The sequence below is a fragment of the Rhodobacter capsulatus SB 1003 genome, from assembly GCF_000021865.1.
Lineage (GTDB): Bacteria > Pseudomonadota > Alphaproteobacteria > Rhodobacterales > Rhodobacteraceae > Rhodobacter > Rhodobacter capsulatus_B.
The window spans coordinates 3,417,679-3,441,913 of the sequence record NC_014034.1; the positions used below are offsets into that span (position 1 = coordinate 3,417,679).

A 24,235-nucleotide genomic window follows, 5' to 3' on the forward strand; every position below is an offset into this window, starting at 1 on the left:
ATGACCGAACCCGATCCGACCCTCCGCCCCGACCGCCTGCCCGAGGACGCCGACCGCGCCCTGCGCCCGCAGGTGCTGGAGGAGTTCATCGGTCAGGCCGAGGCCCGGGCGAACCTGCGCGTCTTCATCGAAAGCGCGAAGATGCGCGGTCAGGCGATGGATCACACGCTGTTTCACGGCCCGCCCGGTCTGGGCAAGACCACGCTGGCGCAGATCATGGCGCGGGAACTGGGGGTGAATTTCAAGATGACCTCCGGCCCGGTTCTGGCGCGGGCGGGCGATCTGGCGGCGATCCTGACCAACCTTGAAAACCGCGACGTCCTTTTCATCGACGAGATCCACCGGATGAACCCGGCGGTCGAGGAGGTGCTTTACCCCGCGATGGAGGATTTCGAGCTCGATCTGGTGATCGGTGAAGGCCCGGCCGCGCGCACCGTGCGCATCGAGCTGCAGCCCTTCACCCTGGTCGGCGCCACGACGCGGCTGGGCCTGCTCACCACGCCGCTGCGCGACCGCTTCGGCATTCCGACCCGGCTGCAATTTTACACCGAGGACGAGCTGGACCTGATCGTCAGCCGCGGCGCCCGGCTTCTGGGCATTCCCGCCGATCCGGATGGCACGCGCGAGATCGCCAAGCGCGCCCGCGGCACGCCGCGGATTGCCGGGCGGCTTTTGCGCCGCGTCGTCGATTTCGCGCTGGTCGAGGGCGACGGGCGGCTCACCCGCAAACTGGCCGACAATGCGCTGACGCGGCTGGGCGTCGATCATCTGGGGCTCGATGGCGCCGACCGGCGCTACATGATGCTGATGGCGGAACATTACGGCGGCGGGCCGGTGGGGGTGGAGACGCTGTCCGCCGCGCTGTCGGAAAGCCGCGATGCGCTGGAAGAGGTGATCGAGCCTTACCTTTTACAGCAGGGTCTCATTCAGCGCACCCCGCGCGGGCGGATGCTGGGGCATCGGGCCTGGCGGCATCTGGGGCTCGAGGCGCCGCAGACGCAAGTTCCGGTCCAGACCGACCTTTTCGACGCGGGCTGACTGGACGTGCCGCGGTGGCGGTGTATCCTTGGCCCATGTCCACGCCCCTGCCCCCCCGTTTTCCCGTCACCGAGGCCCAGATCGAGGCCGTGGTGGCCGAGTTCTATGCCCGCGTCCGCGCCCATCCCGAACTTGCGCCGATCTTTGCCGCGCATGTGACCGACTGGGCGCATCACGAGGCGAAGATCGCCCGGTTCTGGAAGGGCTCGATCCTGCACATGCAGGGCTACGAGGGCAGCCCGATGATCTCGCATCGCCGCGCGGGGGATGTCGAGGGGGCGCATTTCCCGCTGTGGCTGGCGACCTTTGATGCGGTGCTGCACGATCTGCTGGACCCGCAGGCGGCGGCGGGCTGGTCGGCCTTGGCGCATCGGATCGGCAAGGGGCTGCGAATGGGGGTCGAGGATGTGGGGCGCCCGCCCGATGCGGTGCCCAATCTGCGCTGAGGCCCCCTGCCCGGCCGGGGAAAGGGCGTATTTGGACCAAGAAAAAGCCGAAAGCTCAGTCTTCGTCTTTCGATCTGGTGAAGACGCCTTTCAGCGCGCCGCCGGTCAGTTGCGTGACTTTCGGGCGGGGCAGGGCCGCGAAGGGCATCGGCCGGCAGACCTCCATCGCGGCAATGCCGACGCGGGCGGTCAGCGCGCCGTTGATCACGCCTTCCCCGAAGCGGCGCGAGATTTTCGCGGCCAGATGGCCCCCGGTCATCGTCTCGATCAGATCATCGCCCGCCGAGACCGCGCCGGTGGCGATCACATGCGTCATCACCGTGCGGGCGAGCCGCAGCGCGCCAAGGCTGCCCGCGCGGCCGCCGTAAATCTCGGCGACGCCGCGGATCATCCGCAGGTTCGCAATCAGCGCGGTGGCCACATCGGCGAGCGCCAGCGGCACCAGCGCCGTCACCGTCGCCACCGTGCGCGCGGCCGCCTCGATCTCCAGCCTTGCGGCGGCATCGAGCGGCGCCATGAGTTCCGTTTCGGTCAGCCGCAGCAGGGTTTGCGTGTCAAGCTGCTCGGGCGCGCGCTCGCGCAGGCGGGCAAGCGACCATTTCATCTCGGGCCGGGCGGAATAGAGCTTCGCCATCCGGTCCACCGCCTTGCGCGCGGCGCGCAGATCGTCGCGATGGCCCGCCTCGATCACCTCCTGATGCAGCTTGTCGAGACGGCCAAGCTTGGCGAAGGCCGTCAGCTCGCGCAGACCGACCAGAGCGCAGGCGATCAGGAACAGGATCAAAAGCCCCGTCGCCACCCAGCCCAGCATGGGATTGGCGGCGAAGAGCCCGGTGACAAAGTTCCAAAGCGCGACCGTGATCAGAAAGCCCACCAGCGCCCCGGTCGCCTGCCAGAAGAACCGTGTCAGGCGGGACCGCGGTCTTGCGGCCAGTTTCGCCGCGATCTGCATGGCGCGGCCCTGCGGCGGCGCATCGAAGGCGGGTTGGTCGATCACCGGCGGCGCCTCGGCGGGCGAGGCGGGCGGGGCGTCCAGTTCCAGAATGACAGGTCGTTTCACAGCTTGTCCCCGATCAGGAATTCGGCGGCGCGGTCGATGCGGATATGCGGCGGGCCCTCGCCCGGGCGCAGCACGCCGGGCGCGGGCGCAAAGTTCATCAGGCCGAAATCGGCATCCAGCCACTCCTCGGCGCCGTCGCGGGCGGGGGTGAGGAGTTCCGCGGGATCGGCGGGCAGCTCGCCCGGATACAGCGCGACCGAGCGGCCATCGGCGAGCCGCCCCCGCACCGCGGGCAGGTCTTCGCCGGAATGGGGAATGATGTCTTCGGTCGTCGTGCGCAAGCTGGCCAGCGACATCGCCGCGGTTTCCGCCCCGGCAAAACTGGCCCGGTCCTTGGCCTCGCGCAAAAGCGCCTCGGTGATCGCGGTCAGTTTCGCATGCTGGATGTGGTGCAGATGGTCGGCCTTGGTCGCGGCAAAAAGGATGCGTTCCACCCGTTTCGCGCCCAAAAGCGTCAAGAGGAACCCGGGCACGCCGGGGCGGAAGGCCGTCAGGATCGCCGCCATCGACTGGCGCAGATCTTCCAGCGCGGCAGGCCCGGCATGGATGGCGCCCAAGACATCGACCAGCACCACCTGCCGGTCGATCCGAGCGAAGTGGTCGCGAAAGAAGGGCTTCACCACCTCGCGCTTGTAGGCGTCAAAGCGGCGTTCCATCTCGCGCCCCAAAGAGTCGCGCGGATAGCTGGCGGGCGGGATCGGCGCGAAGGTCAGAACGGGCGAGCCCGCCATTTCCCCCGGCAACAGGAACCGCCCCGGCGAGCAATCGGAAAACCCCGCCTCGCGCGCGGCGATCAGATGCTCGGTGAAGCTCTCCGCCAGCGCCTTGGCCGCGGTTTCCGAAAACCTTGCGTAAAGGTCGATCTCGTCCAGCGTTTGCAGGAAGGCATCCGAGCCCGGGCGGCCGGGCAGACGGTCAAGGACGCCCGCCGACCAGTCCTCGAAGCTTTTCTCGATCAGGCCAAGGTCCAGCAGCCATTCGCCGGGATAATCCACGATATCCAGATGCACGGTGCGGGGCTTGTAAAGCGCACCCAGCATCCCCGAGGGCTGCAGCCGGAAGCTGAGCCGCAGTTCGGAAACCGCCCGCGTGCCCTCGGGCCAGGCGGGCGCGGGGCCGGTCATGCAGGCGAGATGGTGTTCGTAATCGAACCGCGGCACGGTGTCGTCGGGCTGCGGCTTGAGATAGGCGGCGCGGATCCGCCCGGCCCCGGTCAGCGCGGGCATCCGGCCGCGGTCGAGCAGATTGGCGACCAGCGAGGTGATGAAAACCGTCTTGCCCGCCCGCGAAAGCCCGGTGACCCCAAGCCGGATCACCGGCTCGAACAGGGCTTCGGAAACCGAGGAGCCAAGCCCCTCGATGCTGCGGCCGATGTCCTCGGCAAGGTCGGTGATGCCCACTGCGCTGCCTTTCCCGGTCATTCTTGTCATGGCGAAGATAGGCATAGCGGCCGCCGATTCACAGAGGGGAAAGCAGCGCACCCCCGGGGGCATTGCGCAAAGCCAAAAGCCGCGCTATCGCCGGGACATGCCCAGATTTGCCTTCAGGATCGAATATGACGGCGGCCCCTTTGCCGGGTGGCAAAGGCAGGCCGTCCTGCCCTCGGTGCAGGGCGCGGTGGAGGCGGCGCTGGCCCGGCTTGAACCCGGAGAGCACACGATTGCCGCGGCCGGGCGGACCGATGCCGGGGTGCATGCGACGGCGCAGGTCGCCCATGCCGATCTGGCGAAGGACTGGGACCCGTTCCGGCTCTCCGAGGCGCTCAACCACCATCTGCGTCCCGATCCGGTGGCGATCGTGGCCTGTGCCCGCGTCGGCGACGATTTCCACGCAAGGTTTTCCGCGCGCGAGCGGCGCTATCTGTTCCGGCTGGTCAGCCGCCGCGCCCCCGTGGTGCATGACCGCGGCAAGGTCTGGCAGGTGCAGAACCCGCTTGATGTCGCGGCGATGCGCGAAGGGGCGGCGCAGCTGATCGGGCTGCATGATTTCACCACCTTCCGCGCCGCGATGTGTCAGGCGAAATCGCCGGTGAAGACGCTCGACGAGATCACGATCGAGGAGATCGCCCTGCCGAGCGGGCGGGAATATCGCTTCCATCTGCGGGCGCGCAGCTTCCTGCACAATCAGGTGCGCTCGATCGTCGGCACGCTGGAACGGGTGGGGGCTGGCGCCTGGGCGCCCGAGGATGTCGGCCGGGCACTGGCCGCGCGCGACCGGGCGGCTTGCGGGCCGGTCTGTCCGCCGCAGGGGCTTTACCTGTGCGGCGTCGGATACCCCGAGGATCCGTTCGCCTGAATCATTCGGCGGGCAGGTCCGCCGCCTGCTCGGTGCGTTGCGCCTGCACGACCTGGCATTGCAGCGCCGAAGCGGGCAGGCTTTGCGGCGCATATTCCGGCACCGCCCGCGCCACCACCGCGATCACGTCGGTATCCGAGCCGCGGTCGATCGCCTCGCGCAGATCGCGCAGCGCCGCCGCCGTGGCCAGTTCCGACAGGTGATCTTCCCGCACCGAGATGATCTTCGGATGCGCCGTCGTCTGCGCGCCCTTGCGCACCATCAGTTCCTCGTGCAGCTTTTCACCCGGACGCAGCCCGGTGGTGACGATCTCGATATCGCCCTCGGGGTTGCGCGCGTCGCGCACGGTGAAGCCCGAAGTCTCGATCAGCCGCCGCGCCAGATCGATGATCTTCACCGGCCTGCCCATGTCCAGCACGAAGACCTCGCCGCCCTCGGCAAAGGAGCCCGCCAGCAGCACCAGCCGCGAGGCCTCCTGGATCGTCATGAAATAGCGCGTCACCCGTTCGTCGGTCAGCGTCACCGGACCGCCGCGGGCGATCTGTTCCTGAAACAGCGGCACGACCGAACCCGAAGAGCCCAGCACATTGCCGAACCGCACGATCGAGAACACCGTCCGCGCCGGCCGCGCCGCCAGATCCTGCACGATCAGCTCCGCCAGCCGCTTCGAGGCGCCCATCAGATTGCCCGGCCGCACCGCCTTGTCGGTGGAGACCAGAACGAAGCGCTTGACCTGCGCATCCCGCGCCGCCCGCGCCAGCACGGCCGTGCCCAGCACGTTGTTCGCCATGCCCGCCCGGGCGTTGATCTCGACCAGCGGCACATGCTTGTAGGCGGCAGCATGCAGCACGATGTCGATGCCGTAGCGTTCCAGCACCTGCATCACCTGCACCCGGTCGGCGACCGAACCCAGAACCGCCACGATCTCGACCCCGGTCGCCTCGGCCAGAAGCCGCATCTCGGCCTCGGCATTGTAAAGCGCCAGCTCGGACAGTTCGTAAAGCACCAACGTCTTCGGACGGCAGGCGACGACCTGACGGCACAGTTCCAGCCCGATCGAGCCGCCGGCGCCGGAAATCAGCACATTGGCATCGCGATAGGCATTGCGGCCCGCGGTCAGCTCGTGGTTGAGCGGGTCACGGCACAACAGCGCCGCGGCGCCGACCGGGCGCATCAGGTCAAGCAGCTCCTGACCGCCGTGGATCTGCGTGAAGGCGGGCAGGCTGTGCACCTGCAGCCCCAGCTTTTCCAGCCGCTGCGACAGGAAGGTCTGCTTGTCGGTCGACACCGAGGGCATCGCCAGAATGACCTGATTGATCTTGTATTGCTCGATCACCCGGGCGGCATGGACGCCGGAATGGATCGGCACGCCGTTCATCGTCATGCCCGCCAGCGTCGCGTTGTCGTCCAGAAAGGCGCAGACGACGAAATCGTCGCTGTCGCGCAATTCCCGCGCCAGGGCCATGCCGGTGCGGCCCGCGCCATAGATCGCCACCCGCGACAGGGTGCGGGAATTGCGATAGATCGCGGTCAGGATCTGCGTCAGCGTCAGCCGGGTGAAGAAGAAGACGGTGAAGTAAAGCAGCCCGAAGACCACATGCAGCCCCGGCGACTGCTCGACCGCGGCCAGGTTCGATTGCACCGCCGAGGTGATCGCCAGCACCGAGGCGAGGACCGCCGAACGCCCCACCGCCTCGCCCTGATATTCGCGCAGCTTGATCCGCGACAGGCCCAGAAGGCTGCTCAGCACCCCGGCTTCGGCGATCAGCAGCGGCTGCTCGAGCACATGCGCCCGCAGAAGCGGCAAAAGGGCGGTGCCCTCGTTCAGCAGCACCAGCGCAAGGCAAAAGCTCAGCGGCACCAGCAGAAGATCGATCGCCATCAGGATCGAGGACTTCTGCCTGCGGCTGAGCGAGATAATGGACTTCAAGAGCACCGCCAGCCCCGCTCCGAGATATGTATTGCGAGTGCAGCATAGCCGGTGCCCGGTTTCGGTCAACGGGATGCATCCAAAATCAGCGGCTTGTCGCTAAACCATTGCAAAAAGGACGCGCCATCGGCGGCAATCAGCTTATCATCCGTGCAATGGTGCGCCCGATCAGCCGCAAATCGAGGCAGACAGAGGCGTGACGCGCATAAATCAGGTCAAGCTTCGCCTTGGCCGGGATGCAGATGCGGCAATAGAGGCGGTCGGTCTCGGCGGCGCTGCGCGAACGCGCCAGCAGCCATTCCTCGTGCCGGTGGTAGTGGATCGAGGCAAGCCCGGTCACGCCGGGACGCGATTTCAGCACCTCGGCATAGATCTCCGGGAAGCGCTCGACATAGGAGCGCAGCGGCGGACGCGGCCCGACAAAGCTGATGTCGCCGCGCAGGATGTTCCACAGCTGCGGCAGCTCGTCGAGCCGGAAGCGGCGCAGCACCCGGCCGACCGGGGTGATCCGCCCGGCCTTGTCGCCGCCCGAGACGCCCGCATCGGTGGCGACCACGGTCATGGTGCGGAACTTCCACAGCCGAAAGGCGGTGTCGGGCGTCTTCATCCGCTCGGCGGCGTAGAAATAGGGGCGGCCCTGGGTCAGCGCCAGCGCCGCCAGCACCACCGCCGCGATCAGCGCGATCACCGGCAGGATCAGCAGCGCGAAGCCGATGTCGAAAAGCCGTTTCGTCAAGGTCATGCCCGTCCCTCCTCCAGCCGCAGATCGGCGATCAGCCCCGCCGCGGTGACCGGCAGATCGGGCACCAGATCCAGCGCCAGCGCCCGCGCGACCGCCAGCTCCACCGTGGCGATCGCCCCGGGGGGCGCGGGATCGGCCTGCCAGCTTTCCCCCGCCGCGCGCAAGAGCGCCTCCATCCCCACCACCCCGGGCAGCGCCAGATTGATCACCCCGGGCAGGGCCGCGCCGCTGGCCGCCAGCCGCACCAGCCGCGCCAGCCCCCGCGCCAGCGCCTGCGGCCCGATATAGCTGCGCCGCGGCGCAAGACCGTCGGGGAAAACATGCAGCCGCCGCCCGCCCGGCGGCGCGGGCTGCCCCAAAAGCGCATCCGCCCCCGCGACATTGCCGATCCGCAGCACCACCGCGCCGGGCCGCCCGGCGGCCACCGCCTCCATCGCCACCTTGGCGCGGCCATAGTCCGAAACCGGCGCGGGCGCGTCTTCCTCGGCACAAAGCGGACCGGCGGGCCGTCCGTAGACCGCCGCCGAGGAGGCCAGCAGGACCGGCCGCCCCCCGGCGCAGTCCAGAACCGCCGCCGCCAGATCGCGATGCGCCGCCATCTCTGCCGCCGTGCCCCGGGTCGGACCGGCCAGCAGCAGCACCGCCTCTGCCGCCCGCACCGCGCGCACAAGGGCCTCGGGCGCGGCCAGCGGATCGAAGACCACCGTCGGCCCGCCGAAAGCGGCGAAGTCCCCGGGCCTGCGGGCCTGCCACACCAGAGGCGGCGCGGCGGTGCCGGGCAGGCTCCAGACCCGCCGCAACAGCCCGCCCAACCGCCCGGATCCGCCCAGAACGAGCAGGCGCGGAAACTCTGGCTTGAGGTTTGATGTGAATGACCGCATAGACTTGGCTGCCGTGGATCTGCTGACTCGTCGTTGCAGCGAGCCTTAGCACCCGATGCGCGGCGCGGAAACGGGGGAACGTGAATGGCTTCGAAACCGGGACTCATCGTCGCCGTGATGCTGGCTGTGGCCGCTTCGGGCTGCACCTTGCCACGCGGCGCGGCGATGCAAAGCGAGATCCTGAAGAACGCCTCCGACAAGACCCCGGAATTTTCGCATTATCCCGTCGATTCAAAGCTGCTCGCCGATCTGCCGCGCTGGCCCGCGGGCAAGGTCGCGTCGCACCGGCGCGCCTGGGTCAAGGGCGGCACAGGCGGCGCCGGGCAGGTTCTGGCGGCGGGCGACACCGTGTCCCTGGCGATCTGGGAAGGCGGGCAGAACAAGCTTCTGACCAGCGAGGGCGCCCCCACCACGCAGATCGCCCCCACCACCGTCTCGAACAGCGGCCAGATCTTCGTGCCCTATGTCGGCGCGGTGAAGGTCTCGGGCCTCAGCGTCGAGGCCGCGCGCGAAAAGGTGCAGCAATCGGTCACCGCGCTGATCCCCGAGGCGCAGGTGCAGCTGGCCGCGACGCCCGGCAAGGGCAATGCCGTCTCGCTGATCGGCGGCGTGTCGAACCCGGGCACGATCCCGCTGATCGACCGCTCGCTGACCGTGCTGGGCGCGATTTCCGAAGCCGGCGGCGTGCAGGGCGCGATCGAGAACCCGCAGCTGCGGCTTTACCGCGGCGGCAAGGTCTATGAAACCTCGTTGCAACGCGTGCTGGACGATCCGGCGCTTGATACCGGGCTGCGGCCGGGCGACAAGCTGATGGTGCTCAAGGACGATCGCAGCTTTCTGGCGCTCGGCGCCTCGGGGGTGGAGAAGATCATCCCCTTCCCCAAGGATCACGTGAACGCGCTTGAGGCCGTGACGCTGGCGGGCGGCATCAGCGACACCCGCGCCAATCCCAAGGGCGTGCTGATCTTGCGCGAATATCCGGCCAGCGCCGTGCGCAGCGACGCGACGCAGGGGCCGCAGAATGCCCGGGTGGTGTTCTCGATGGATCTGACCTCTTCCGAGGGGCTGTTCTCGGCGCAGAATTTCGAGGTGCAGGCGAACGATCTCGTGCTGGCCACCGAAAGCCCGCTGGTCAACACCCGGACGATCCTGGGTCTCTTCGGCTCGACGCTGGGTCTGGCGCGGACGGCGGACACGATCACGAACTGATCCCCTGTCCCCGATACAATCCGGTCTCTGGACCTTTGGGCGCGGCTGTGGCTAGGGTCGCGGCCGACAAAGGAGACCGTCATGGCATTCGGAACGAATATCCGCACCTGGTTCGAGGGACGCTGGCACGAGGGCGACGTCGCCGTCATGCGCGCGGCCGATCACGGCATCTGGCAGGGCTCGTCGGTTTTCGACGGCGCGCGGCTGTTCGACGGGCTTGTGCCGGATCTTGACCTGCATTGCGCGCGGGTGAACCGGTCTGCCACGGCGCTGATGATCACGCCGACGATCGATCCCGCGGAGATGGTCGGGATCGCCCGCGAAGGCCTGCGCAAATATGCGAAAGGCGCCGCGGTCTATATCCGGCCGATGTATTGGGCGCTTGACGGCTCCGATCTGGGCGTGGCCCCGCAGGAGGGCGCGACGGGCTTTGCGCTCTGTCTGGAAGAGGTGCCGATGCCGCCCGCCGACAGAACGACAACCCTGACGACGACGCAATTCCGCCGCCCGGTGCTGGCGGACAACGTCTGCAACGCCAAGGCGGGCTGTCTTTATCCGAACAACGCCCGGATGCTGGTCGAGGCGAAGCGCAAGGGCTTCGGCAATGCGCTGGTGCAGGACGCCATGGGCAATGTCGCGGAATCGGCGACGGCGAACGTCTTCATCGTGAAGGACGGCGTCGTGCTGACGCCCATCGCGAATGGCACCTTCCTTGCGGGCATCACTCGCGCCCGGCACATGGCGAACCTGCGCGCCGCCGGGGTCGAGGTGCGCGAAGCCGTGCTGACGCTCGAGGACGTGCGGGCGGCCGATGAGGTGTTCCTCTCGGGCAACTTCGGCAAGGTGACGCCGGTGACGGGCTTTGACGACGTGACCTATGCCCATGGCCCGATGACGAAACGCATCCGCGAGATCTACATGGACTGGGCGCTGTCGTCGCCGCTTTGAGCCAGTTGCCAAAGGGTCCGGTTCCGGTCCATGATGCCCGCAATCCGGAGGACAGGATGCGCAAGTTTCTCGTGGTGCTGGACCAGACCCGCGAATGTCTGAATGCGATGCGTTATGCCGCGATGCGGGCGGCGCATACGGGCGGGGGGGTCACCATCCTGTCGGTGATCCCGCCCGACGATTACCAGCACTGGATCGGCGTCGCGGAAATCATGCGCGCCGAGGCCCGGGAAACCATCACCGCGCATTTCGAGGTCTTCGCGAAATGGATGCGCGACAAGCAGGGGGTGAACCCCGATCTGGTGATCCGCGAGGGCGATCCGGTGACCGAAATCATGGGGCTGGTGCGCGAAGATCCGGAAATCGGCGTGCTGGTGCTGGGCGCGGGCACCGAAAAATCCGGCCCGGGGCCACTGGTGACGCAGCTCTCGCGCAGTTCCGGCAGCCTGCCCATTCCGCTCACCATCGTTCCGGGCGACATGTCCAAGGAACGGCTGGAATCGATAACCTGAGGCGCCAATCTTGACGGTTTCGGTCGGCGCGCGCATATAAGCCGCAAGCCAAGGCGGCATCCGATGTTCATCCAGACCGAGACCACGCCGAACCCCGCCACGCTGAAATTCCTGCCGGGCCTTGACGTGATGCCCGAGGGCGTGGCCGATTTCACCTCTGTCGAAGCGGCGCAGGTCTCGCCGCTGGCGGGGCGGATCTTCCGCGTTGCGGGCGTCAAGGCGGTGTTTCTGGGCGCCGATTTCGTCACCGTGACCAAGGACGAGGCCACCGAATGGGCCCATGCCCGCCCCGCGATCATGGGGGCGATCATGGAACATTACCAATCGGGCCAGCCGGTGCTGATGGGCGCGGCGGCGGGCGGCCACACGACGGGCGGCGCCGACACCGGCGAAGACGGGGCGATCATCAGCCAGATCAAGGAATTGCTCGACACAAGGGTGCGGCCTGCGGTGGCCCGCGACGGCGGCGACATCACCTTCCACGGCTTTGAAAAGGGCGTCGTCTATCTGCACATGCAGGGCGCCTGCGCGGGCTGCCCCTCCTCCACCTACACGCTGAAGATGGGGATCGAGAACCTGCTGCGCCACTACATCCCGGAAGTGAGCGAGGTCCGCGCCGTTGCGCAGTGAGCCGCTGGTTCTGGGCTTTGACACTTCGGCCGCGCATTGCGCGGCCGCTTTGGTTCGGGGCGGCACCGTTCTGGCCGCCCGCGCCGAGGACATGGCCAAGGGGCAGGCCGAACGGCTGATGCCGCTTCTGGAAGAGCTGCTGGCCGAGGCGGGCCTTGGTTGGCACGATCTGGACGCGCTTGGCGTCGGCACCGGGCCCGGCAATTTCACCGGCGTGCGGATTTCCGTCGCCGCCGCCCGCGGTCTGGCGCTGGGGCTGGGCATCCCGGCGGTGGGCGTTTCCGTCTTCGAGGCGCTGGCCCAGGATGCCCCCCGCCCGGTCGCGGTGGCGCTTGATGCGCGGCGCGACGAGGCCTATGCGCAGCTTTTCACCGCGACGGGCGCCGAGGCCCCGACCCTGACCCCCGCCGCCGATCTGGCGCAGGCTCTGGCCGGGGTCCAGGTGATCGGCCTCGCGCTGCCGCACTCGGCGCCGCTTGCCCCCCGCCATCCGCTGGCCGTGGCGGTGGCGCTGGTCGCAGCCTTTAAATGCGGCACGCCGCAGCCCCGCCCGGCGCCGCTTTACCTGCGCGGTGCCGATGCCGCGCCGCCCTCGGACCCGCCGCCGGTGATTCTCGACTGATGACGCCCGACGCCCTCGCCGCCCTGCATGCCCGCTGCTTCACCACGCCCCGGCCGTGGAACGCCCCGGAATTTGCCGATTTTCTGGGCTCTCGCTTCTGTTTCCTGCTGACCGAACCGGCAGGCTTCCTGCTTGGCCGGGTGATCGCCGACGAGGCCGAACTGCTGACCGTCGCCGTCGATCCGGCGGCGCGGCGGCAGGGCATGGGGGCGCGGCTGCTGACCGGCTTTGCCACCGCCGCAAGGGCCCGCGGCGCCACGACCGCCTTTCTGGAAGTCGCCGCCGGAAACGCCCCGGCGCAGGCGCTTTACCGGCAGGCGGGCTGGGTCGAGACCGGCCGCCGCCGCGGCTATTACCACGCCCCCGACGGCACCGCGGAAGACGCGCTTTTGCTGGGCTGCGACCTGTCGCGCGGCTGAGGCCGTGCCGCGAAGTCCCCCTTGACCCCCTGCCCCGGTTCTGGCCCTATCGGCGGCGGGTTGCCCCCTCGCCGGGCGGACCGAAACGGACAGAGGCCGCCAGAACCGGCGGCCATAGTCGACAGGAGAGATGTCATGAAGAACGTTTTGCTGGGAACCGTCGCTTTCCTCGCGGTGGCTGCGGTCGGTGGGTATGTCCTCGTCCTCAAGCCCGGAGCGTCTTCCGCCCCGCAACCCACCCCCGCCGCCGAACCCGCCCCCGCGGCCGCCACCCCGGCTGCCCCGGCGGCCGATGCCACCGCCGCGGCAGGTCCGGCGCTGATCTTCGATCTGGGCGGCAAATTCGACAAATCCTTCAACGAAGCCGCCTTCAACGGCGCGCAGAAATGGGCGGCCGAGACCGGCGCGACCTTCAAGGAACTGGAAATGCAGTCGGAAGCCCAGCGCGAACAGGCGCTGCGCCGCTTCGCCGAGGCGGGCGCGAACCCGATCGCGATGACCGGCTTCGCCTTTGGCGACGTGCTCAACACCGTCGCCCCGGACTATCCGAACACGAAATTCGTCATCGTCGATGCGGTCGTCGATCAGCCGAATGTGCGCTCGGTGGTGTTCCAGGAGGAACAGGGCTCCTATCTGGTCGGCATGATGGCGGCGATGGCCTCGAAGACCGGCACCGTGGGCTTTGTCGGCGGCATGGACATTCCGCTGATCCGCAAGTTCGAATGCGGCTATGCGCAGGGCGCGAAAGCGGCGAAACCGGATATCAAGGTCGTCTACAACATGACCGGCACCACCCCCGCGGCCTGGAACGACCCGGTGAAGGGCTCGGAGCTGACCAAGGCGCAGATCGCCCAGGGCGCCGATGTGGTCTTTGCCGCCGCGGGCTCGACCGGGCTTGGCATCCTGCAGACCGCCGCGGATGAAAACATCCTCGGCATCGGCGTCGACAGCAACCAGAACTTCCTGCATCCGGGCAAGATCCTGACCTCGATGATCAAGCGCGTCGATGTCACGATCTATGACGCCTTCAAGGAAGGCGCCGACATGAAGACCGGCAAGGTCATCGCCGGGCTGAAGGACGACGGCATCGGCTATGCGCTGGATGACAACAACGCCAAGCTGGTGACGCCGGAAATGAAGGCCGCGGTCGATGCCGCCGCCGAAAAGATCAAGTCGGGCGAGATCCAGGTGCACGACTACATGACGGACAACACCTGCCCGGTGAACTGATGGCATCGGCAACCGACACGGGGCGGCAGGCAACTGCCGCCCTCGCCGCAAGACCGCCTGCGATCGAGCTGCGGGGGATTTCGAAATCCTTCGGCGCGGTGCAGGCGAACAAGGATATTTCGATCCGCGTGATGCCGGGCACGATCCACGGCATCGTCGGCGAGAACGGCGCGGGCAAATCGACGCTGATGTCGATCCTTTACGGCTTTTACCGCGCCGATGCGGGCGACATCCTGATCGACGGCCGCCCCACCGTCATTCCCGACAGTCAGGCCGCGATCCGCGCGGGCATCGGGATGGTGTTCCAGCATTTCAAGCTGGTGCCGAATTTCTCGGTTCTGGAAAACGTGATCCTCGGTGCCGAAGAGGGCGCGCTGTTGCGCCCCTCGCTTTCCAAGGCGCGGAAAACGCTGGCCGATCTGGCGCGGGACTACGAACTTGACGTCGATCCCGACGCCCTTGTCGAAGACCTTTCCGTGGGCCATCAGCAGCGCGTCGAGATTCTCAAGGCGCTTTATCGCCACGCCGACATTCTCATTCTGGACGAGCCGACCGGGGTTCTGACCCCGGACGAGGCCGACCATCTGTTTCGCATCCTGCGCGGGCTGAAGGCGCAGGGCAAGACGATCCTCCTGATCACCCACAAGCTGCGCGAGATCATGGAGATCACCGATGCCGTCTCGGTGATGCGCCGCGGCGAGATGGTGGCGACCGTCACCACCGCCGAAACCAGCCCCGAACAGCTGGCCGAGCTGATGGTGGGCCGCAAGGTGCTGTTGCATGTGCCCAAGGGCCCCGCCAACCCGGGGCGCGAGGTGCTGCGAATTGACGATCTGCGCGTCACCGATGCGCAGGGCGTGGCGCGGCTCAAGGGCATCAGCCTGACGATCCGCGCGGGCGAGATCCTCGGCATCGCGGGCGTCGCGGGCAACGGCCAGTCGGAGCTGTTGCAGGTGCTGGGCGGCTTCGCCAAGGGCAAGGTCAGCGGCACAATCGCGGTCGAGGGCGTGCAGATCCCCGCCGCGGGCAAGGGCGCGACCGGCCAGACGCGGCGGCAGATCGGGATCGCGCATGTGCCCGAGGATCGCCACCACCTCGGCCTGATCCTGGATTTCGCGGCCTGGGAAAACATCGCTTTCGGCTATCATTCCGCGCCGGACTATCAGGCGAATGCCCTTTTCATGGACAATGACGCCATCCTGCGCGACACCAAGGGCAAGATGGAGCGGTTTGACGTGCGCCCGCCCGATCCGTCCCTGCCCGCGAAAAGCTTTTCCGGCGGCAATCAGCAGAAAATCGTGCTGGCGCGGGAAATCGAGCGCAATCCGGTGCTGCTGCTCGTCGGTCAGCCGACGCGCGGGGTCGATATCGGCGCCATCGAATTCATCCACCGCCGCATCGTCGAATTGCGCGACGCGGGGGCGGCGGTGCTGCTGGTCTCGGTCGAACTGGATGAAATCCTGTCGCTTTCGGACCGCATCGCGGTGATGTTCGACGGCCAGATCATGGGCGAGCGTCTGCCCGCCGAGACGAACGAACGCGAGCTGGGCCTTTTGATGGCCGGGGTCGCCAGCACCGCGGGGGCGGCGTGATGGAGAAACTTCCGGCTTGGGCCGATCTGGTGCTGGTGCCGCTGATTTCGCTTTTGCTGGCGGCGCTGATCTCGGCGCTTGTCGTGCTGGGCATCGGCGGCGACCCGATCGAGGCGGTCTCGGTGATGGTCAAGGGCGCGCTTGGTTCCGCTTACGGCTGGGGCTACACGCTTTACTACACCACCTCCTTCATCTTCACCGGGCTTGCGGTCACCGTTGCCTATCACGCCAGCCAGTTCAACATCGGCGGCGAGGGACAGGCGCAGCTGGGCGGCCTTGGCGTCGCGCTGGTGCTTTTGGCCTTTGACTGGCCGCATTGGTCGGTGGCGCTGATCGCCGCCAGCCTGGGCGCGGCGGCTTTCGGCGCGGCCTGGGCGGCGATTCCGGCCTGGCTGCAGGCGAAACGCGGCAGCCATATCGTCATCACCACGATCATGTTCAACTATATCGCCGCGGCGCTGATCGTCTATCTTCTGGTCGAGGTGCTGCGCCCGGTGGGTCAGATGGACCCGGCCACGGCGCGGTTCCCGGCGGCAACGCATCTGCCAAGCTTCGGCGAAATCCCGGGCCTGTCGCTGATCTTCTCGAAACAGGTGCCGGCGAATGTCTCGTTCTTTCTGGCCATTGCCGCCTGTGTCGCGGTCTGGGCGCTCTTGTGGCGGACCCGGCTGGGCTATGAGATCCGCGCCTTCGGCAAATCCGAAAGCGCCGCCGTCTATGCCGGGATCTCGCCCACCCGCGTCATCCTTGTCTCGATGCTGATTTCGGGCGGGCTGGCCGGGCTGATGGCGGTGAACAACGTCATGGGCGAGGCCGAACGGCTGATGCAGAACGCGTCCGAAGGGGCGGGTTTCATCGGCATCGCGGTCGCGCTGATGGGGCGCAACCATCCGCTGGGCGTCTTCCTCGCCGCGCTGCTCTTTGGCTTCCTCTATCAGGGCGGGGCGGAAATGGGGCTTTGGACCACCATCCCGATCGAGCTGCGCACGCTTCTGCAGGGCCTCGTGATCCTGTTCACCGGGGCGCTTGATACGATGGTGCGGATGATGCTGGCGCCCGCCTTCCGGCTGGTCGCGGCGAAGCGCATCGGGGGGGCGGCGTGATGGATTACATGACGCTGATCGAGATCCTCGGCTCGACCCTGCGGCTGGGCACGCCGCTTCTCTTGGCCTGCATCGCCGGGCTTTATTCCGAGCGCGCGGGCATTTTCGACATCGGGCTTGAGGGCAAGATGCTGATGGCCGCCATGGCCTCGGGCGCGGTGGCGGCACTGAGCGGCTCGGCCTGGATCGGGCTGGGCGCGGGCATCCTTGCGTCGCTTCTCTTCGCGGCGATCCACGGGCTTGCCTCGATCACCTTTCGCGGCAATCAGCTGATTTCCGGGGTGGCGCTGAACTTCGTCGCCTCGGGGGCGACGATCCTGATCGCGCAGACGGCTTTCGGACAGGGCGGCCGCACGCCGCCGCTGATGGGTGAGGCCCGGTTTCAGGGCATCACCCTGCCCTTTGCCGAGGCGCTCTCGGGGGTGCCGTTCCTTGGCCCCTTCTACGCCAAGGTGATCTCGGGGCAATCGCTGCTGGTCTATCTGGCGCTGGCCATCGTGCCGCTGACCTGGTGGCTGCTTTACCGCACCCGCTTCGGGCTGCGGCTGCGGGCAGTGGGCGAGAACCCGGAATCGGTCGATACCGCGGGGGTTTCGGTGGTGCGGCTGCGCTATACCGCCGTCGCGCTGACCGGGGTTTTGTGCGGCATCGCCGGGGCCTATATGGCGACCTCGCTGCAGGCGGGTTTCGGCCGCGAGATGACGGCGGGGCGCGGCTACATCGCCTTGGCCGCGCTGATCTTCGCGAAATGGCGGCCCTGGCAGGCGCTTTGGGCAACGATGCTCTTTGGCTTCCTGCAGGCGCTGGCGCTACGCCCCGACGTGATCGAGGCGATGTCGCCGGGCAGCCTGACCATCCCGGTCTCCTTCCTCGATGCGCTGCCCTATCTTCTGACCGTGATCGTGCTGGCGGGCTTCGTCGGCCGCGCCATCCCCCCCCGTGCCGGAGGCCAACCCTATGTCAAAGAGCGCTGAACTTGCCGATCTGATCCGCGCCCGCGCCGGGGCGGAACCGCCCGCGATCGGGCTGATCCTTGGCTCGGGCCTTGGCCATATCGCCGAAGAGGTGGAGGGCTGCGGCATCGATTACGCCGAGCTGCCCGGCTTTCCCCATGCCGGGGTGTCCGGGCACAATCCGAAACTGGTGATCGGCCAGCTGGAAGGGGTGCGGGTCGCGGTTTTCGGCGGGCGGGCGCATTACTACGAACGCGGAAACCCGGCCGAGATGCGGCTGCCCTTGGAAATCCTGCGCGATCTGGGCTGTTCGGAGCTTCTGTTGACCAATGCCGCCGGGTCTTTGCGCGACGATATCGGCCCGGGCGATCTGATGGCGCTCTGCGATCACATCAACTTCGCCGGGGCGAACCCGCTTGTCGGCGAGCCGCGCGACGCCCGCTTCGTGCCGATGACCGAAGCTTACGATCCGCAGATCCGCGCCGCGCTGCAAACCGCCGCCGCGGCCGAGGGGATCGCCCTGCCCGAGGGCGTCTATTGCTGGTTCTCCGGTCCCTCGTTCGAAACCCCGGCCGAAATCCGCGCCGCGAAAATCCTCGGCGCCGATGCGGTCGGCATGTCGACCGTGCCCGAGGTGATCCTGGCCCGCTTCCTCGGCCTGCGGGTCGCCGCCGTCTCGGTCGTCACCAACATGGGCGCGGGGCTGTCCTCCGAGGCGATCAGCCACGACCACACCAAGGCGATGGCCCCCCTGGGTGCTGCGAAATTCGAGCGGATCCTGCGACGGTTCCTGCGGTCTCGGTAACGTTACGGAAAGCCCCCCTTGCTACGCTATGACGCACGGGGCATGGTGGGGCAACCAAGCCGTCGGACACCCATGCAGATCTACCTCCCCATTGCCGAGGTATCGGTCAACATCTTCCTGTTGCTGGGTCTGGGCGGCCTTGTCGGGCTGCTTTCAGGCCTTTTCGGCGTGGGCGGCGGCTTCATTATCACGCCGCTTCTGTTCTTCATCGGCATTCCGCCCACCGTCGCCGTGGCCACCGGCGCCAATCAGGTCGTCGCCTCCTCGGTCTCGGGGGTGCTGGCGCAGTTTCGCCGCAAGGCGGTCGATGTGCCGATGGGGATGGTGCTGCAGGCGGGCGGCCTTCTTGGTTCGGGGCTGGGCATCCTCGTCTTCAACTGGCTGACCCGGCTCGGTCAGGTCGATCTGGCGGTGCAGCTGGCCTATGTCGTGTTTCTGGGCGGCATCGGCGCGATGATGCTGCAGGAATCGATCCGTGCGCTGCGCCGCGCCAACCGCCCCGGGGCGGTGCGGCCCCGCGATCAAAGCCGCAAGCTGGTGCACCGGCTGCCCTTCAAGATGCGGTTTCGCACCTCGGGGCTTTACATCTCGGTCATCCCGCCCTTCGTCATCGGCATGGCGGTGGGCGTTCTGGCCGCGGTGATGGGGGTGGGCGGCGGCTTCATCATGGTCCCCGCGATGATCTACCTGCTCGGCATGCCGACCAAGGTGGTGATCGGCACCTCGCTGTTTCAGATCCTGATCGTCTCGGCCTTCACCACGCTCCTGCATGCGATCACCAACCAGTCGGTCGATGTGATGCTGGCGCTTTTGCTGATCGTCGGCGGCGTCGTGGGCGCGCAGATCGGCACCCGCCTTGGCGCGAAGCTGAGGGCCGAACAGCTGCGCATCCTGCTGGCCCTGCTGGTTCTGGCCGTCGCGCTGAAACTGGGGCTGGATCTGGTCTTGCCGCCTTCCGAGCTTTACAGCCTGCAGACGGGGGCTTCGCGATGATCCTGCGCCTGCTTCTGCTGCTGCTCCTGACCGCCCTGCCCGCCCGGGCCGAACGGGTCGTGGCGGGCATCAGCGCCGACAATATCGGCATCACCGCGGCTTTCGACGGCTCCTCGGTGCTGATCTTCGGCGCGGTCAAACGCGATGCCCCCGAACCCGAGGGGCAGCTGGGCGTCATCGTCACGCTGGAAGGCCCGCAGCAAAAGGTCACCGTGCGGCGCAAGACCCGGGAAATGGGGATCTGGGTCAACAGCGACAAGATGGTGATTTCCTCGGTGCCCAGCTTTTACGCCGTCGCCTCCTCGGCGCCGCTGGACCGGATCCTGTCGCCCGAGACCGATGCGGCGGAACGCATTTCCGTGCCCGTCGCGGTCGAGGCCTATGCCGGGCCGCTCGGCCGCAGCGACGGCCGCCCCTTCGCCGAGGCGCTGTTGCGGCTGCGTGAGGGCACGGGGGCCTATTCGGTGTCCGAACGCGCGGTGACGCTGGCGGCCGACACGCTGTTTCGCGCCGATTTCGATCTGCCCGCGAACCTGATCGAGGGCGATTACACCGCGCGGATGTATCTTCTGCGCGAGGGCAAGGTGATCGACCAGACCCATGCCTCGATCAAGGTGCGCCGGATCGGGCTGGAACGCTTCACCTATGCGCTGTCGCGCGAACAGCCGCTGCTTTACGGGCTCTTGTCGCTGGGTCTGGCGATCTTCGCGGGCTGGGCGGCGGCGGCGGCGTTCCGGCTGATCCGCAATTCCTGACAGCTTCAGAACGCCCGAAAGGTCATCGTCGTCAGGGTGCGGGCGATGCCCTCGATGCCGAACAGGGTCTCGTTCAGCCAATGGCCGACATCGGCCTCTTCGGGGATGTAGACCTTGGCGATCAGGTCATATTCGCCCGAGGTGGAATAAAGCTCGCTCACCACCTCGCGTTCATAGATGGCATCGGCCACGGCATAGGTCTTGCCGGGCTGGCAACGGAACTGGACGAAAACGCAACGCATCGCGGGCCTCCTCGGGGCGGGGCAGATTGGGGTTGTCGCCAGATTAGGCGGCGGCAACGAAAAGGAAAAGCCTCACTCTTCCTCGGGGGCAAGCGTCAGCGCCGCGGTGCCCGCGGGCAGATCGTCGATGCCGAGCGGCGCCGAGGGCCGCGCCAGCATCGCCTTGGTGATCCACAAGAGCCGGTGTTCGGCGCGGGTGATCGCCACATAGGCGAGCCGCTTCCACAGCGGAATCCCGGCTTCCGAGCGCCCGGTGCGGAAGGCGGCATAGATGTCGGGGGCAAAGACCTGCACATCGGGCCATTGGCTGCCCTGCGCCTTGTGGATGGTGACGGCGGCGCCATGCAGGAAGGTCGCCCCCATCCGCGCCGCAAAGGGGATGAAGGGCTCTTCCTCGTCCGGCATCTCGATCTTGACGATCGAGGCGGCGGACAGCCGCGGGTCCTCGGCGCCGATCACATGCAGCCGCGAAAAGCCGGGCTTGCGGCCGGGACCCAGATAGATCACCTGCGCCCCCTTGATCAGGCCGCGGGCCTCAAGGTCGATGCGCTTCTTGCGGTGCTTGAGCGGCAATTCGATGCCGTCGCAGATCAAGGGCTCGCCGGGCAAAAGCGCATCGGCGGGGGCGCCATGGGCATTGCGAAACGCCTGAATGAGCCGGATCCGGGTCGCATTGCGCCAGACCAGAACCGGCGAGCGCGCCATCAGATCGCTTTCCACCCGCTCGGCCCGCACCACGCGCGGGTCACGCCGGGCGGCCTCTTCCACCATCCGTTCAAACGCATAGAAATCAAGGCTCTCATCGGCGAGGGCATGCGCCAGATCAAGGATCGGGTTGTCATCGGCCTGACGGTGGATGCGGTGCAGCGCATGCACCGAGGCCTCGGGCAGGCGCTCGAAGCTCATGTGGCCGGACTGGTTCACCGGCGCGAGCTGCGCCGGATCGCCGAACAAGACCAGCGTCGGGAAGATTTCCTTCAGATCGTCGAACTGGCGCTCGTCCAGCATCGAGGCCTCGTCGACAAAACCGATGTCGAGCGGGTCTTCGCGCCGCTTCCAGCCGGAAATGAAATCCGACCCGCGCAGCCCCGCCGCAGCCAAAGCCCCGGGGATCGACTTGTTCGTCTCGTAGAACGCTTTTGCGCGGTCGAGCGCCAGATCGGTCAGCCCCTCGATGCGCAGAAGGTCAAGGTTCGGCCGCTCGCCCTGCCCCGCCAGCCATTCCGCGATCGCCTCATATTCCGGGTGATAGACCGGGGTATAAAGGATGCGGTGAATGGTGGTCGCAGGCACCCCGCGCGAGCGCAGCACCGAAGCCGCCTTGTTCGTCGGCGCGAGGATCGCCAGCGTGCGCCGGTCCTTGCGCCGCTTGCCCTCCCAATCGCCCGAAACCAGCTCGACGCCCGCGGCCTCCAGCGCCTTGTAAAGCTCGGCCAGAAGCAGGGTCTTGCCCGAGCCAGCCTTGCCGATCACCGCCATCACCGAGGGCTCCCCGCCCTCGGGCATCACCGTGCCGTCAAGCAGATCGACCCCCGCGCGCTCCAGCGCGGCGGCGACGGCATCCCAGGCTTCGGCCTGATCTTCGGAGAAAGTGACGGTGGCAGGCAGGCTCATGGCGGCGACCCTACACGGCGCGACCAGCTTTCGAAAGACAGGAATTCGGCCTGCGGCCGATGCCTCCGGCGGGGATATTTGGGGCAAGATAAAGGGGCTTTGCTTTTATCTTTCCCCAAATATCCCGGGGGTGCGGGGGCAGAGCCCCCGCGCCGCCACGGTTCACGCCGCGACCGTCTCCGGGGTCGCCAGCGCGACGATATCCATCATGATCCGGTTCAGCTCGAAATCCTTCGGCGTATAGACCCGGGCCACGCCCATCGCCTTCAGCTTTACCGCATCTTCCTCGGGGATGATGCCGCCGACGCAGACCGGAATATGGTCCAGCCCCACCGCGCGCATCCGCTCCATCACCTCGGAGATCAGCGGCAGATGCGAGCCCGACAGGATCGACAGGCCGATCACATGCACCTCTTCGGCGGCGGCCTGGGTCACGATCTGCTCGGGCGTCAGGCGGATGCCCTCATAGGTGATGTCCATGCCGCAATCGCGGGCGCGGAAGGCGATCTGTTCGGCGCCGTTGCTATGCCCGTCCAGCCCCGGCTTGCCGACGAGGAATTTCAGCCGCCGCCCCAGTTTCGACGACACCGCATCGACCGCGGCGCGGATATCCTCCAGCCCCTCGGTCCGGTTCGACGGGCTGCGCGAGACCCCGGTGGGGCCGCGATATTCGCCATGGACGGCGCGCATCACCCCCGCCCATTCGCCGGTCGTCGCCCCCGCCTTCGCCGCCGCGATCGAGGCCGGCATGATGTTCTTGCCCGCCGCCGCATCGGCGCGGAGTTGCTCCAGCGCCACTGCCACCGCCACCGCATCGCGCGACGCCCGCCAGGCCTGCAGCCGGGCGATCTGATCGGCCTCCACCGCCGGATCGACGGTCATGATGCCGCCATCCGAGCCGACCAGCGGCGAGGGCTCCGCCTCGGTCCAGCGGTTCACGCCGACGATCGTGGTCTCGCCGGTCTCGATATTGCCGACGCGGGCGGCGTTGCTGTCGACCAGACGCGCCTTCATGTAGTCGATCGCCGCAATCGCGCCGCCCATCGCGTCGAGGGTTTCCAGCTCCTGCCGGGCCCCCGCCTTCAGGCTTTCGACCTTGGCCGTCACCACCGGGTTGCCGTCGAAAAGATCGCCATATTCCAGCAGGTCGGTTTCATAGGCCATGATCTGCTGCATGCGCAGCGACCATTGCTGATCCCAGGGCCGCGGCAGGCCCAGCGCCTCGTTCCAGGCCGGAAGCTGCACCGCCCGCGCGCGCGCATTCTTCGACAGCGTCACCGCCAGCATCTCGATGAGAATCCGATAGACGTTGTTTTCCGGCTGCTGCTCGGTCAGACCAAGGCTGTTCACCTGCACGCCATAGCGGAAGCGGCGGTATTTTTCCTCGGCGATGCCGTAACGCTCGCGGCAGATTTCGTCCCACAGCTCGGTGAAGGCGCGCATCTTGCACATTTCGGTGACGAAGCGGATCCCCGCATTCACGAAAAACGAAATCCGCCCCACCATCGCCGGGAATTCCGCCGCCGGAACCTTGCCCTTGAGGTCATCCAGAACCGCAATGCCGGTGGCCAGCGCAAAGGCCAGCTCCTGCTCCGGCGTCGCCCCCGCTTCCTGCAGGTGATAGGAACAGACGTTCATCGGGTTCCATTTCGGCAGGTTCTGCGCCGTATAGGCCGCGACATCGGTGATCATCGTCAGGGACGGTTTCGGCGGGCAGATATAGGTTCCGCGCGACAGATATTCCTTGACCAGATCGTTCTGCACCGTGCCCTGCAGCTTCGAGATATCGGCGCCCTGTTCCTCGGCCACGGCGATGTAAAGCGACAAAAGCCACGGCGCGGGCGCGTTGATCGTCATCGAGGTGTTCATCTGCTCGAGCGGGATCTGGTCGAACAGCGTGCGCATGTCGCCCAGATGGCAGACCGGCACGCCGACCTTGCCCACCTCGCCACGCGCCAGAACGTGGTCGCTGTCATAGCCCGTCTGCGTCGGCAGATCGAAGGCCACCGACAGACCCGTCTGCCCCTTGGCCAGGTTGGTGCGGTAAAGCGCGTTCGATTTCGCCGCCGTCGAGTGACCCGCATAGGTGCGGAACAGCCAGGGGTGATCCTTCTTGGGCTTGGTCGTCTCGGTCATGGCGGCCTCCGGCGTCGATTCTGATTTCGCAAGAATGTTGCTTTGATTGCCCTGATATGCGAAAGAATGTGTCCCTGTCA

24 protein-coding genes are annotated in these 24,235 nt (G+C 67.3%); 16 read left to right on the forward strand and 8 right to left on the reverse strand.

Annotated features, from left to right (window positions below; translation table 11 throughout):
• Both ruvB and RCAP_RS15900 read left to right on the forward strand, forming a co-directional pair.
• Complete coding sequence (gene ruvB / locus RCAP_RS15895; protein ID WP_013068915.1) at positions 1–1,038, forward strand: Holliday junction branch migration DNA helicase RuvB; 1,038 nt, start codon at positions 1–3, stop codon at positions 1,036–1,038.
• 35 nt (positions 1,039–1,073) lie between these two features.
• Positions 1,074–1,484 (forward strand): group III truncated hemoglobin, encoded by a 411-nt coding sequence (locus tag RCAP_RS15900; RefSeq protein ID WP_013068916.1) that lies wholly within the window; start codon positions 1,074–1,076, stop codon positions 1,482–1,484.
• Positions 1,485–1,539: 55 nt separating this feature from the next.
• On the opposite strand, the gene RCAP_RS15905 is transcribed toward RCAP_RS15900, so the two are convergent.
• Positions 1,540–2,544 carry a YcjF family protein gene (locus RCAP_RS15905; protein WP_013068917.1) on the reverse strand — a complete coding sequence of 335 codons (1,005 nt, stop codon included), beginning with the start codon at positions 2,542–2,544 and terminating at the stop codon, positions 1,540–1,542.
• The gene (locus RCAP_RS15910; protein ID WP_023911927.1) at positions 2,541–3,965 is read right to left on the reverse strand and encodes a YcjX family GTP-binding protein; all 1,425 of its coding nucleotides are present in this window, start codon (positions 3,963–3,965) and stop codon (positions 2,541–2,543) included. Before RCAP_RS15910 ends, RCAP_RS15905 begins: the two co-directional genes overlap by 4 nt.
• Before the next feature lie 106 nt (positions 3,966–4,071).
• Between RCAP_RS15910 and truA the strand changes: the two genes are divergently transcribed.
• Positions 4,072–4,839, forward strand: a complete 768-nt coding sequence (truA, locus tag RCAP_RS15915) for a tRNA pseudouridine(38-40) synthase TruA (RefSeq protein WP_013068919.1) — start codon at positions 4,072–4,074, stop codon at positions 4,837–4,839.
• A gap of 1 nt (position 4,840) precedes the next feature.
• Here the strand turns inward: truA and RCAP_RS15920 are convergent, their stop codons facing one another.
• From RCAP_RS15920 to RCAP_RS15930, 3 genes are all read right to left on the reverse strand, one after another.
• Positions 4,841–6,721 (reverse strand): polysaccharide biosynthesis protein, encoded by a 1,881-nt coding sequence (locus tag RCAP_RS15920; RefSeq protein ID WP_080514658.1) that lies wholly within the window; start codon positions 6,719–6,721, stop codon positions 4,841–4,843.
• A gap of 184 nt (positions 6,722–6,905) precedes the next feature.
• Positions 6,906–7,511 carry a sugar transferase gene (locus tag RCAP_RS15925; protein WP_013068921.1) on the reverse strand — a complete coding sequence of 202 codons (606 nt, stop codon included), beginning with the start codon at positions 7,509–7,511 and terminating at the stop codon, positions 6,906–6,908.
• A complete protein-coding gene (locus RCAP_RS15930; protein WP_013068922.1) occupies positions 7,508–8,392 on the reverse strand; it encodes an NAD-dependent epimerase/dehydratase family protein in 885 nt (294 codons plus the stop codon). The genes RCAP_RS15925 and RCAP_RS15930 overlap by 4 nt, the downstream gene beginning before the upstream one ends.
• A gap of 84 nt (positions 8,393–8,476) precedes the next feature.
• On the opposite strand from RCAP_RS15930, the gene RCAP_RS15935 reads away from it, so the two are divergent.
• The 13 genes from RCAP_RS15935 (at position 8,477) to RCAP_RS15995 (ending at position 20,163) form a co-directional block, all read left to right on the forward strand.
• On the forward strand, positions 8,477–9,601 hold the full coding sequence (locus RCAP_RS15935) for a polysaccharide biosynthesis/export family protein (RefSeq protein WP_013068923.1): 1,125 nt from the start codon (positions 8,477–8,479) through the stop codon (positions 9,599–9,601).
• 81 nt (positions 9,602–9,682) lie between these two features.
• Positions 9,683–10,549 carry a branched-chain amino acid aminotransferase gene (locus RCAP_RS15940; RefSeq protein WP_013068924.1) on the forward strand — a complete coding sequence of 289 codons (867 nt, stop codon included), beginning with the start codon at positions 9,683–9,685 and terminating at the stop codon, positions 10,547–10,549.
• 56 nt (positions 10,550–10,605) lie between these two features.
• Positions 10,606–11,061, forward strand: coding sequence for a universal stress protein (locus tag RCAP_RS15945; protein ID WP_013068925.1), 456 nt, complete (start codon positions 10,606–10,608; stop codon positions 11,059–11,061).
• A gap of 63 nt (positions 11,062–11,124) precedes the next feature.
• On the forward strand, positions 11,125–11,691 hold the full coding sequence (locus tag RCAP_RS15950; protein WP_013068926.1) for a NifU family protein: 567 nt from the start codon (positions 11,125–11,127) through the stop codon (positions 11,689–11,691).
• A complete protein-coding gene (gene tsaB, locus RCAP_RS15955) occupies positions 11,681–12,313 on the forward strand; it encodes a tRNA (adenosine(37)-N6)-threonylcarbamoyltransferase complex dimerization subunit type 1 TsaB (protein ID WP_013068927.1) in 633 nt (210 codons plus the stop codon). Before RCAP_RS15950 ends, tsaB begins: the two co-directional genes overlap by 11 nt.
• A complete protein-coding gene (gene rimI / locus RCAP_RS15960) occupies positions 12,313–12,732 on the forward strand; it encodes a ribosomal protein S18-alanine N-acetyltransferase (protein ID WP_013068928.1) in 420 nt (139 codons plus the stop codon). Before tsaB ends, rimI begins: the two co-directional genes overlap by 1 nt.
• Before the next feature lie 135 nt (positions 12,733–12,867).
• Positions 12,868–13,962: a BMP family lipoprotein gene (locus RCAP_RS15965; RefSeq protein ID WP_013068929.1), complete on the forward strand. Its 1,095-nt coding sequence runs from the start codon at positions 12,868–12,870 to the stop codon at positions 13,960–13,962.
• On the forward strand, positions 13,962–15,554 hold the full coding sequence (locus RCAP_RS15970; RefSeq protein ID WP_013068930.1) for an ABC transporter ATP-binding protein: 1,593 nt from the start codon (positions 13,962–13,964) through the stop codon (positions 15,552–15,554). The genes RCAP_RS15965 and RCAP_RS15970 overlap by 1 nt, the downstream gene beginning before the upstream one ends.
• Positions 15,554–16,657, forward strand: coding sequence for an ABC transporter permease (locus RCAP_RS15975; protein WP_013068931.1), 1,104 nt, complete (start codon positions 15,554–15,556; stop codon positions 16,655–16,657). Before RCAP_RS15970 ends, RCAP_RS15975 begins: the two co-directional genes overlap by 1 nt.
• A complete protein-coding gene (locus tag RCAP_RS15980; protein WP_013068932.1) occupies positions 16,657–17,631 on the forward strand; it encodes an ABC transporter permease in 975 nt (324 codons plus the stop codon). The genes RCAP_RS15975 and RCAP_RS15980 overlap by 1 nt, the downstream gene beginning before the upstream one ends.
• Positions 17,615–18,415, forward strand: a complete 801-nt coding sequence (locus RCAP_RS15985) for a purine-nucleoside phosphorylase (protein ID WP_013068933.1) — start codon at positions 17,615–17,617, stop codon at positions 18,413–18,415. The genes RCAP_RS15980 and RCAP_RS15985 overlap by 17 nt, the downstream gene beginning before the upstream one ends.
• A 72-nt stretch (positions 18,416–18,487) precedes the next feature.
• On the forward strand, positions 18,488–19,408 hold the full coding sequence (locus tag RCAP_RS15990; protein ID WP_013068934.1) for a sulfite exporter TauE/SafE family protein: 921 nt from the start codon (positions 18,488–18,490) through the stop codon (positions 19,406–19,408).
• A complete protein-coding gene (locus RCAP_RS15995; protein ID WP_013068935.1) occupies positions 19,405–20,163 on the forward strand; it encodes a TIGR02186 family protein in 759 nt (252 codons plus the stop codon). Before RCAP_RS15990 ends, RCAP_RS15995 begins: the two co-directional genes overlap by 4 nt.
• Positions 20,164–20,168: 5 nt before the next feature.
• On the opposite strand, the gene RCAP_RS16000 is transcribed toward RCAP_RS15995, so the two are convergent.
• The 3 genes from RCAP_RS16000 to RCAP_RS16010 all read right to left on the reverse strand — a co-directional run bounded on the left by RCAP_RS16000 (position 20,169) and on the right by RCAP_RS16010 (position 24,155).
• Positions 20,169–20,405 carry an Lrp/AsnC family transcriptional regulator gene (locus tag RCAP_RS16000; protein WP_013068936.1) on the reverse strand — a complete coding sequence of 79 codons (237 nt, stop codon included), beginning with the start codon at positions 20,403–20,405 and terminating at the stop codon, positions 20,169–20,171.
• Positions 20,406–20,477: 72 nt separating this feature from the next.
• A complete protein-coding gene (locus RCAP_RS16005) occupies positions 20,478–22,019 on the reverse strand; it encodes an ATP-dependent DNA helicase (protein ID WP_013068937.1) in 1,542 nt (513 codons plus the stop codon).
• 162 nt (positions 22,020–22,181) lie between these two features.
• Positions 22,182–24,155, reverse strand: coding sequence for a protein meaA (locus RCAP_RS16010; RefSeq protein WP_013068938.1), 1,974 nt, complete (start codon positions 24,153–24,155; stop codon positions 22,182–22,184).
• Positions 24,156–24,235 lie beyond the last annotated feature (80 nt).

What these genes read in the sequence shown, in the direction of transcription:
- ruvB (WP_013068915.1), top strand. Translation starts at nt 1, where the DNA reads ATGACCGAACCCGATCCGACCCTCCGCCCCGACCGCCTGCCCGAGGAC.
- RCAP_RS15900 (WP_013068916.1), top strand. Translation starts at nt 1,074, where the DNA reads ATGTCCACGCCCCTGCCCCCCCGTTTTCCCGTCACCGAGGCCCAGATC.
- RCAP_RS15910 (WP_023911927.1), bottom strand. Translation starts at nt 3,965, where the DNA reads ATGACCGGGAAAGGCAGCGCAGTGGGCATCACCGACCTTGCCGAGGAC.
- truA (WP_013068919.1), top strand. Translation starts at nt 4,072, where the DNA reads ATGCCCAGATTTGCCTTCAGGATCGAATATGACGGCGGCCCCTTTGCC.
- RCAP_RS15920 (WP_080514658.1), bottom strand. Translation starts at nt 6,721, where the DNA reads ATGGCGATCGATCTTCTGCTGGTGCCGCTGAGCTTTTGCCTTGCGCTG.
- RCAP_RS15925 (WP_013068921.1), bottom strand. Translation starts at nt 7,511, where the DNA reads ATGACCTTGACGAAACGGCTTTTCGACATCGGCTTCGCGCTGCTGATC.
- RCAP_RS15930 (WP_013068922.1), bottom strand. Translation starts at nt 8,392, where the DNA reads ATGCGGTCATTCACATCAAACCTCAAGCCAGAGTTTCCGCGCCTGCTC.
- RCAP_RS15935 (WP_013068923.1), top strand. Translation starts at nt 8,477, where the DNA reads ATGGCTTCGAAACCGGGACTCATCGTCGCCGTGATGCTGGCTGTGGCC.
- RCAP_RS15940 (WP_013068924.1), top strand. Translation starts at nt 9,683, where the DNA reads ATGGCATTCGGAACGAATATCCGCACCTGGTTCGAGGGACGCTGGCAC.
- RCAP_RS15945 (WP_013068925.1), top strand. Translation starts at nt 10,606, where the DNA reads ATGCGCAAGTTTCTCGTGGTGCTGGACCAGACCCGCGAATGTCTGAAT.
- RCAP_RS15950 (WP_013068926.1), top strand. Translation starts at nt 11,125, where the DNA reads ATGTTCATCCAGACCGAGACCACGCCGAACCCCGCCACGCTGAAATTC.
- rimI (WP_013068928.1), top strand. Translation starts at nt 12,313, where the DNA reads ATGACGCCCGACGCCCTCGCCGCCCTGCATGCCCGCTGCTTCACCACG.
- RCAP_RS15965 (WP_013068929.1), top strand. Translation starts at nt 12,868, where the DNA reads ATGAAGAACGTTTTGCTGGGAACCGTCGCTTTCCTCGCGGTGGCTGCG.
- RCAP_RS15970 (WP_013068930.1), top strand. Translation starts at nt 13,962, where the DNA reads ATGGCATCGGCAACCGACACGGGGCGGCAGGCAACTGCCGCCCTCGCC.
- RCAP_RS15975 (WP_013068931.1), top strand. Translation starts at nt 15,554, where the DNA reads ATGGAGAAACTTCCGGCTTGGGCCGATCTGGTGCTGGTGCCGCTGATT.
- RCAP_RS15980 (WP_013068932.1), top strand. Translation starts at nt 16,657, where the DNA reads ATGGATTACATGACGCTGATCGAGATCCTCGGCTCGACCCTGCGGCTG.
- RCAP_RS15985 (WP_013068933.1), top strand. Translation starts at nt 17,615, where the DNA reads ATGTCAAAGAGCGCTGAACTTGCCGATCTGATCCGCGCCCGCGCCGGG.
- RCAP_RS15990 (WP_013068934.1), top strand. Translation starts at nt 18,488, where the DNA reads ATGCAGATCTACCTCCCCATTGCCGAGGTATCGGTCAACATCTTCCTG.
- RCAP_RS15995 (WP_013068935.1), top strand. Translation starts at nt 19,405, where the DNA reads ATGATCCTGCGCCTGCTTCTGCTGCTGCTCCTGACCGCCCTGCCCGCC.
- RCAP_RS16000 (WP_013068936.1), bottom strand. Translation starts at nt 20,405, where the DNA reads ATGCGTTGCGTTTTCGTCCAGTTCCGTTGCCAGCCCGGCAAGACCTAT.
- RCAP_RS16005 (WP_013068937.1), bottom strand. Translation starts at nt 22,019, where the DNA reads ATGAGCCTGCCTGCCACCGTCACTTTCTCCGAAGATCAGGCCGAAGCC.
- RCAP_RS16010 (WP_013068938.1), bottom strand. Translation starts at nt 24,155, where the DNA reads ATGACCGAGACGACCAAGCCCAAGAAGGATCACCCCTGGCTGTTCCGC.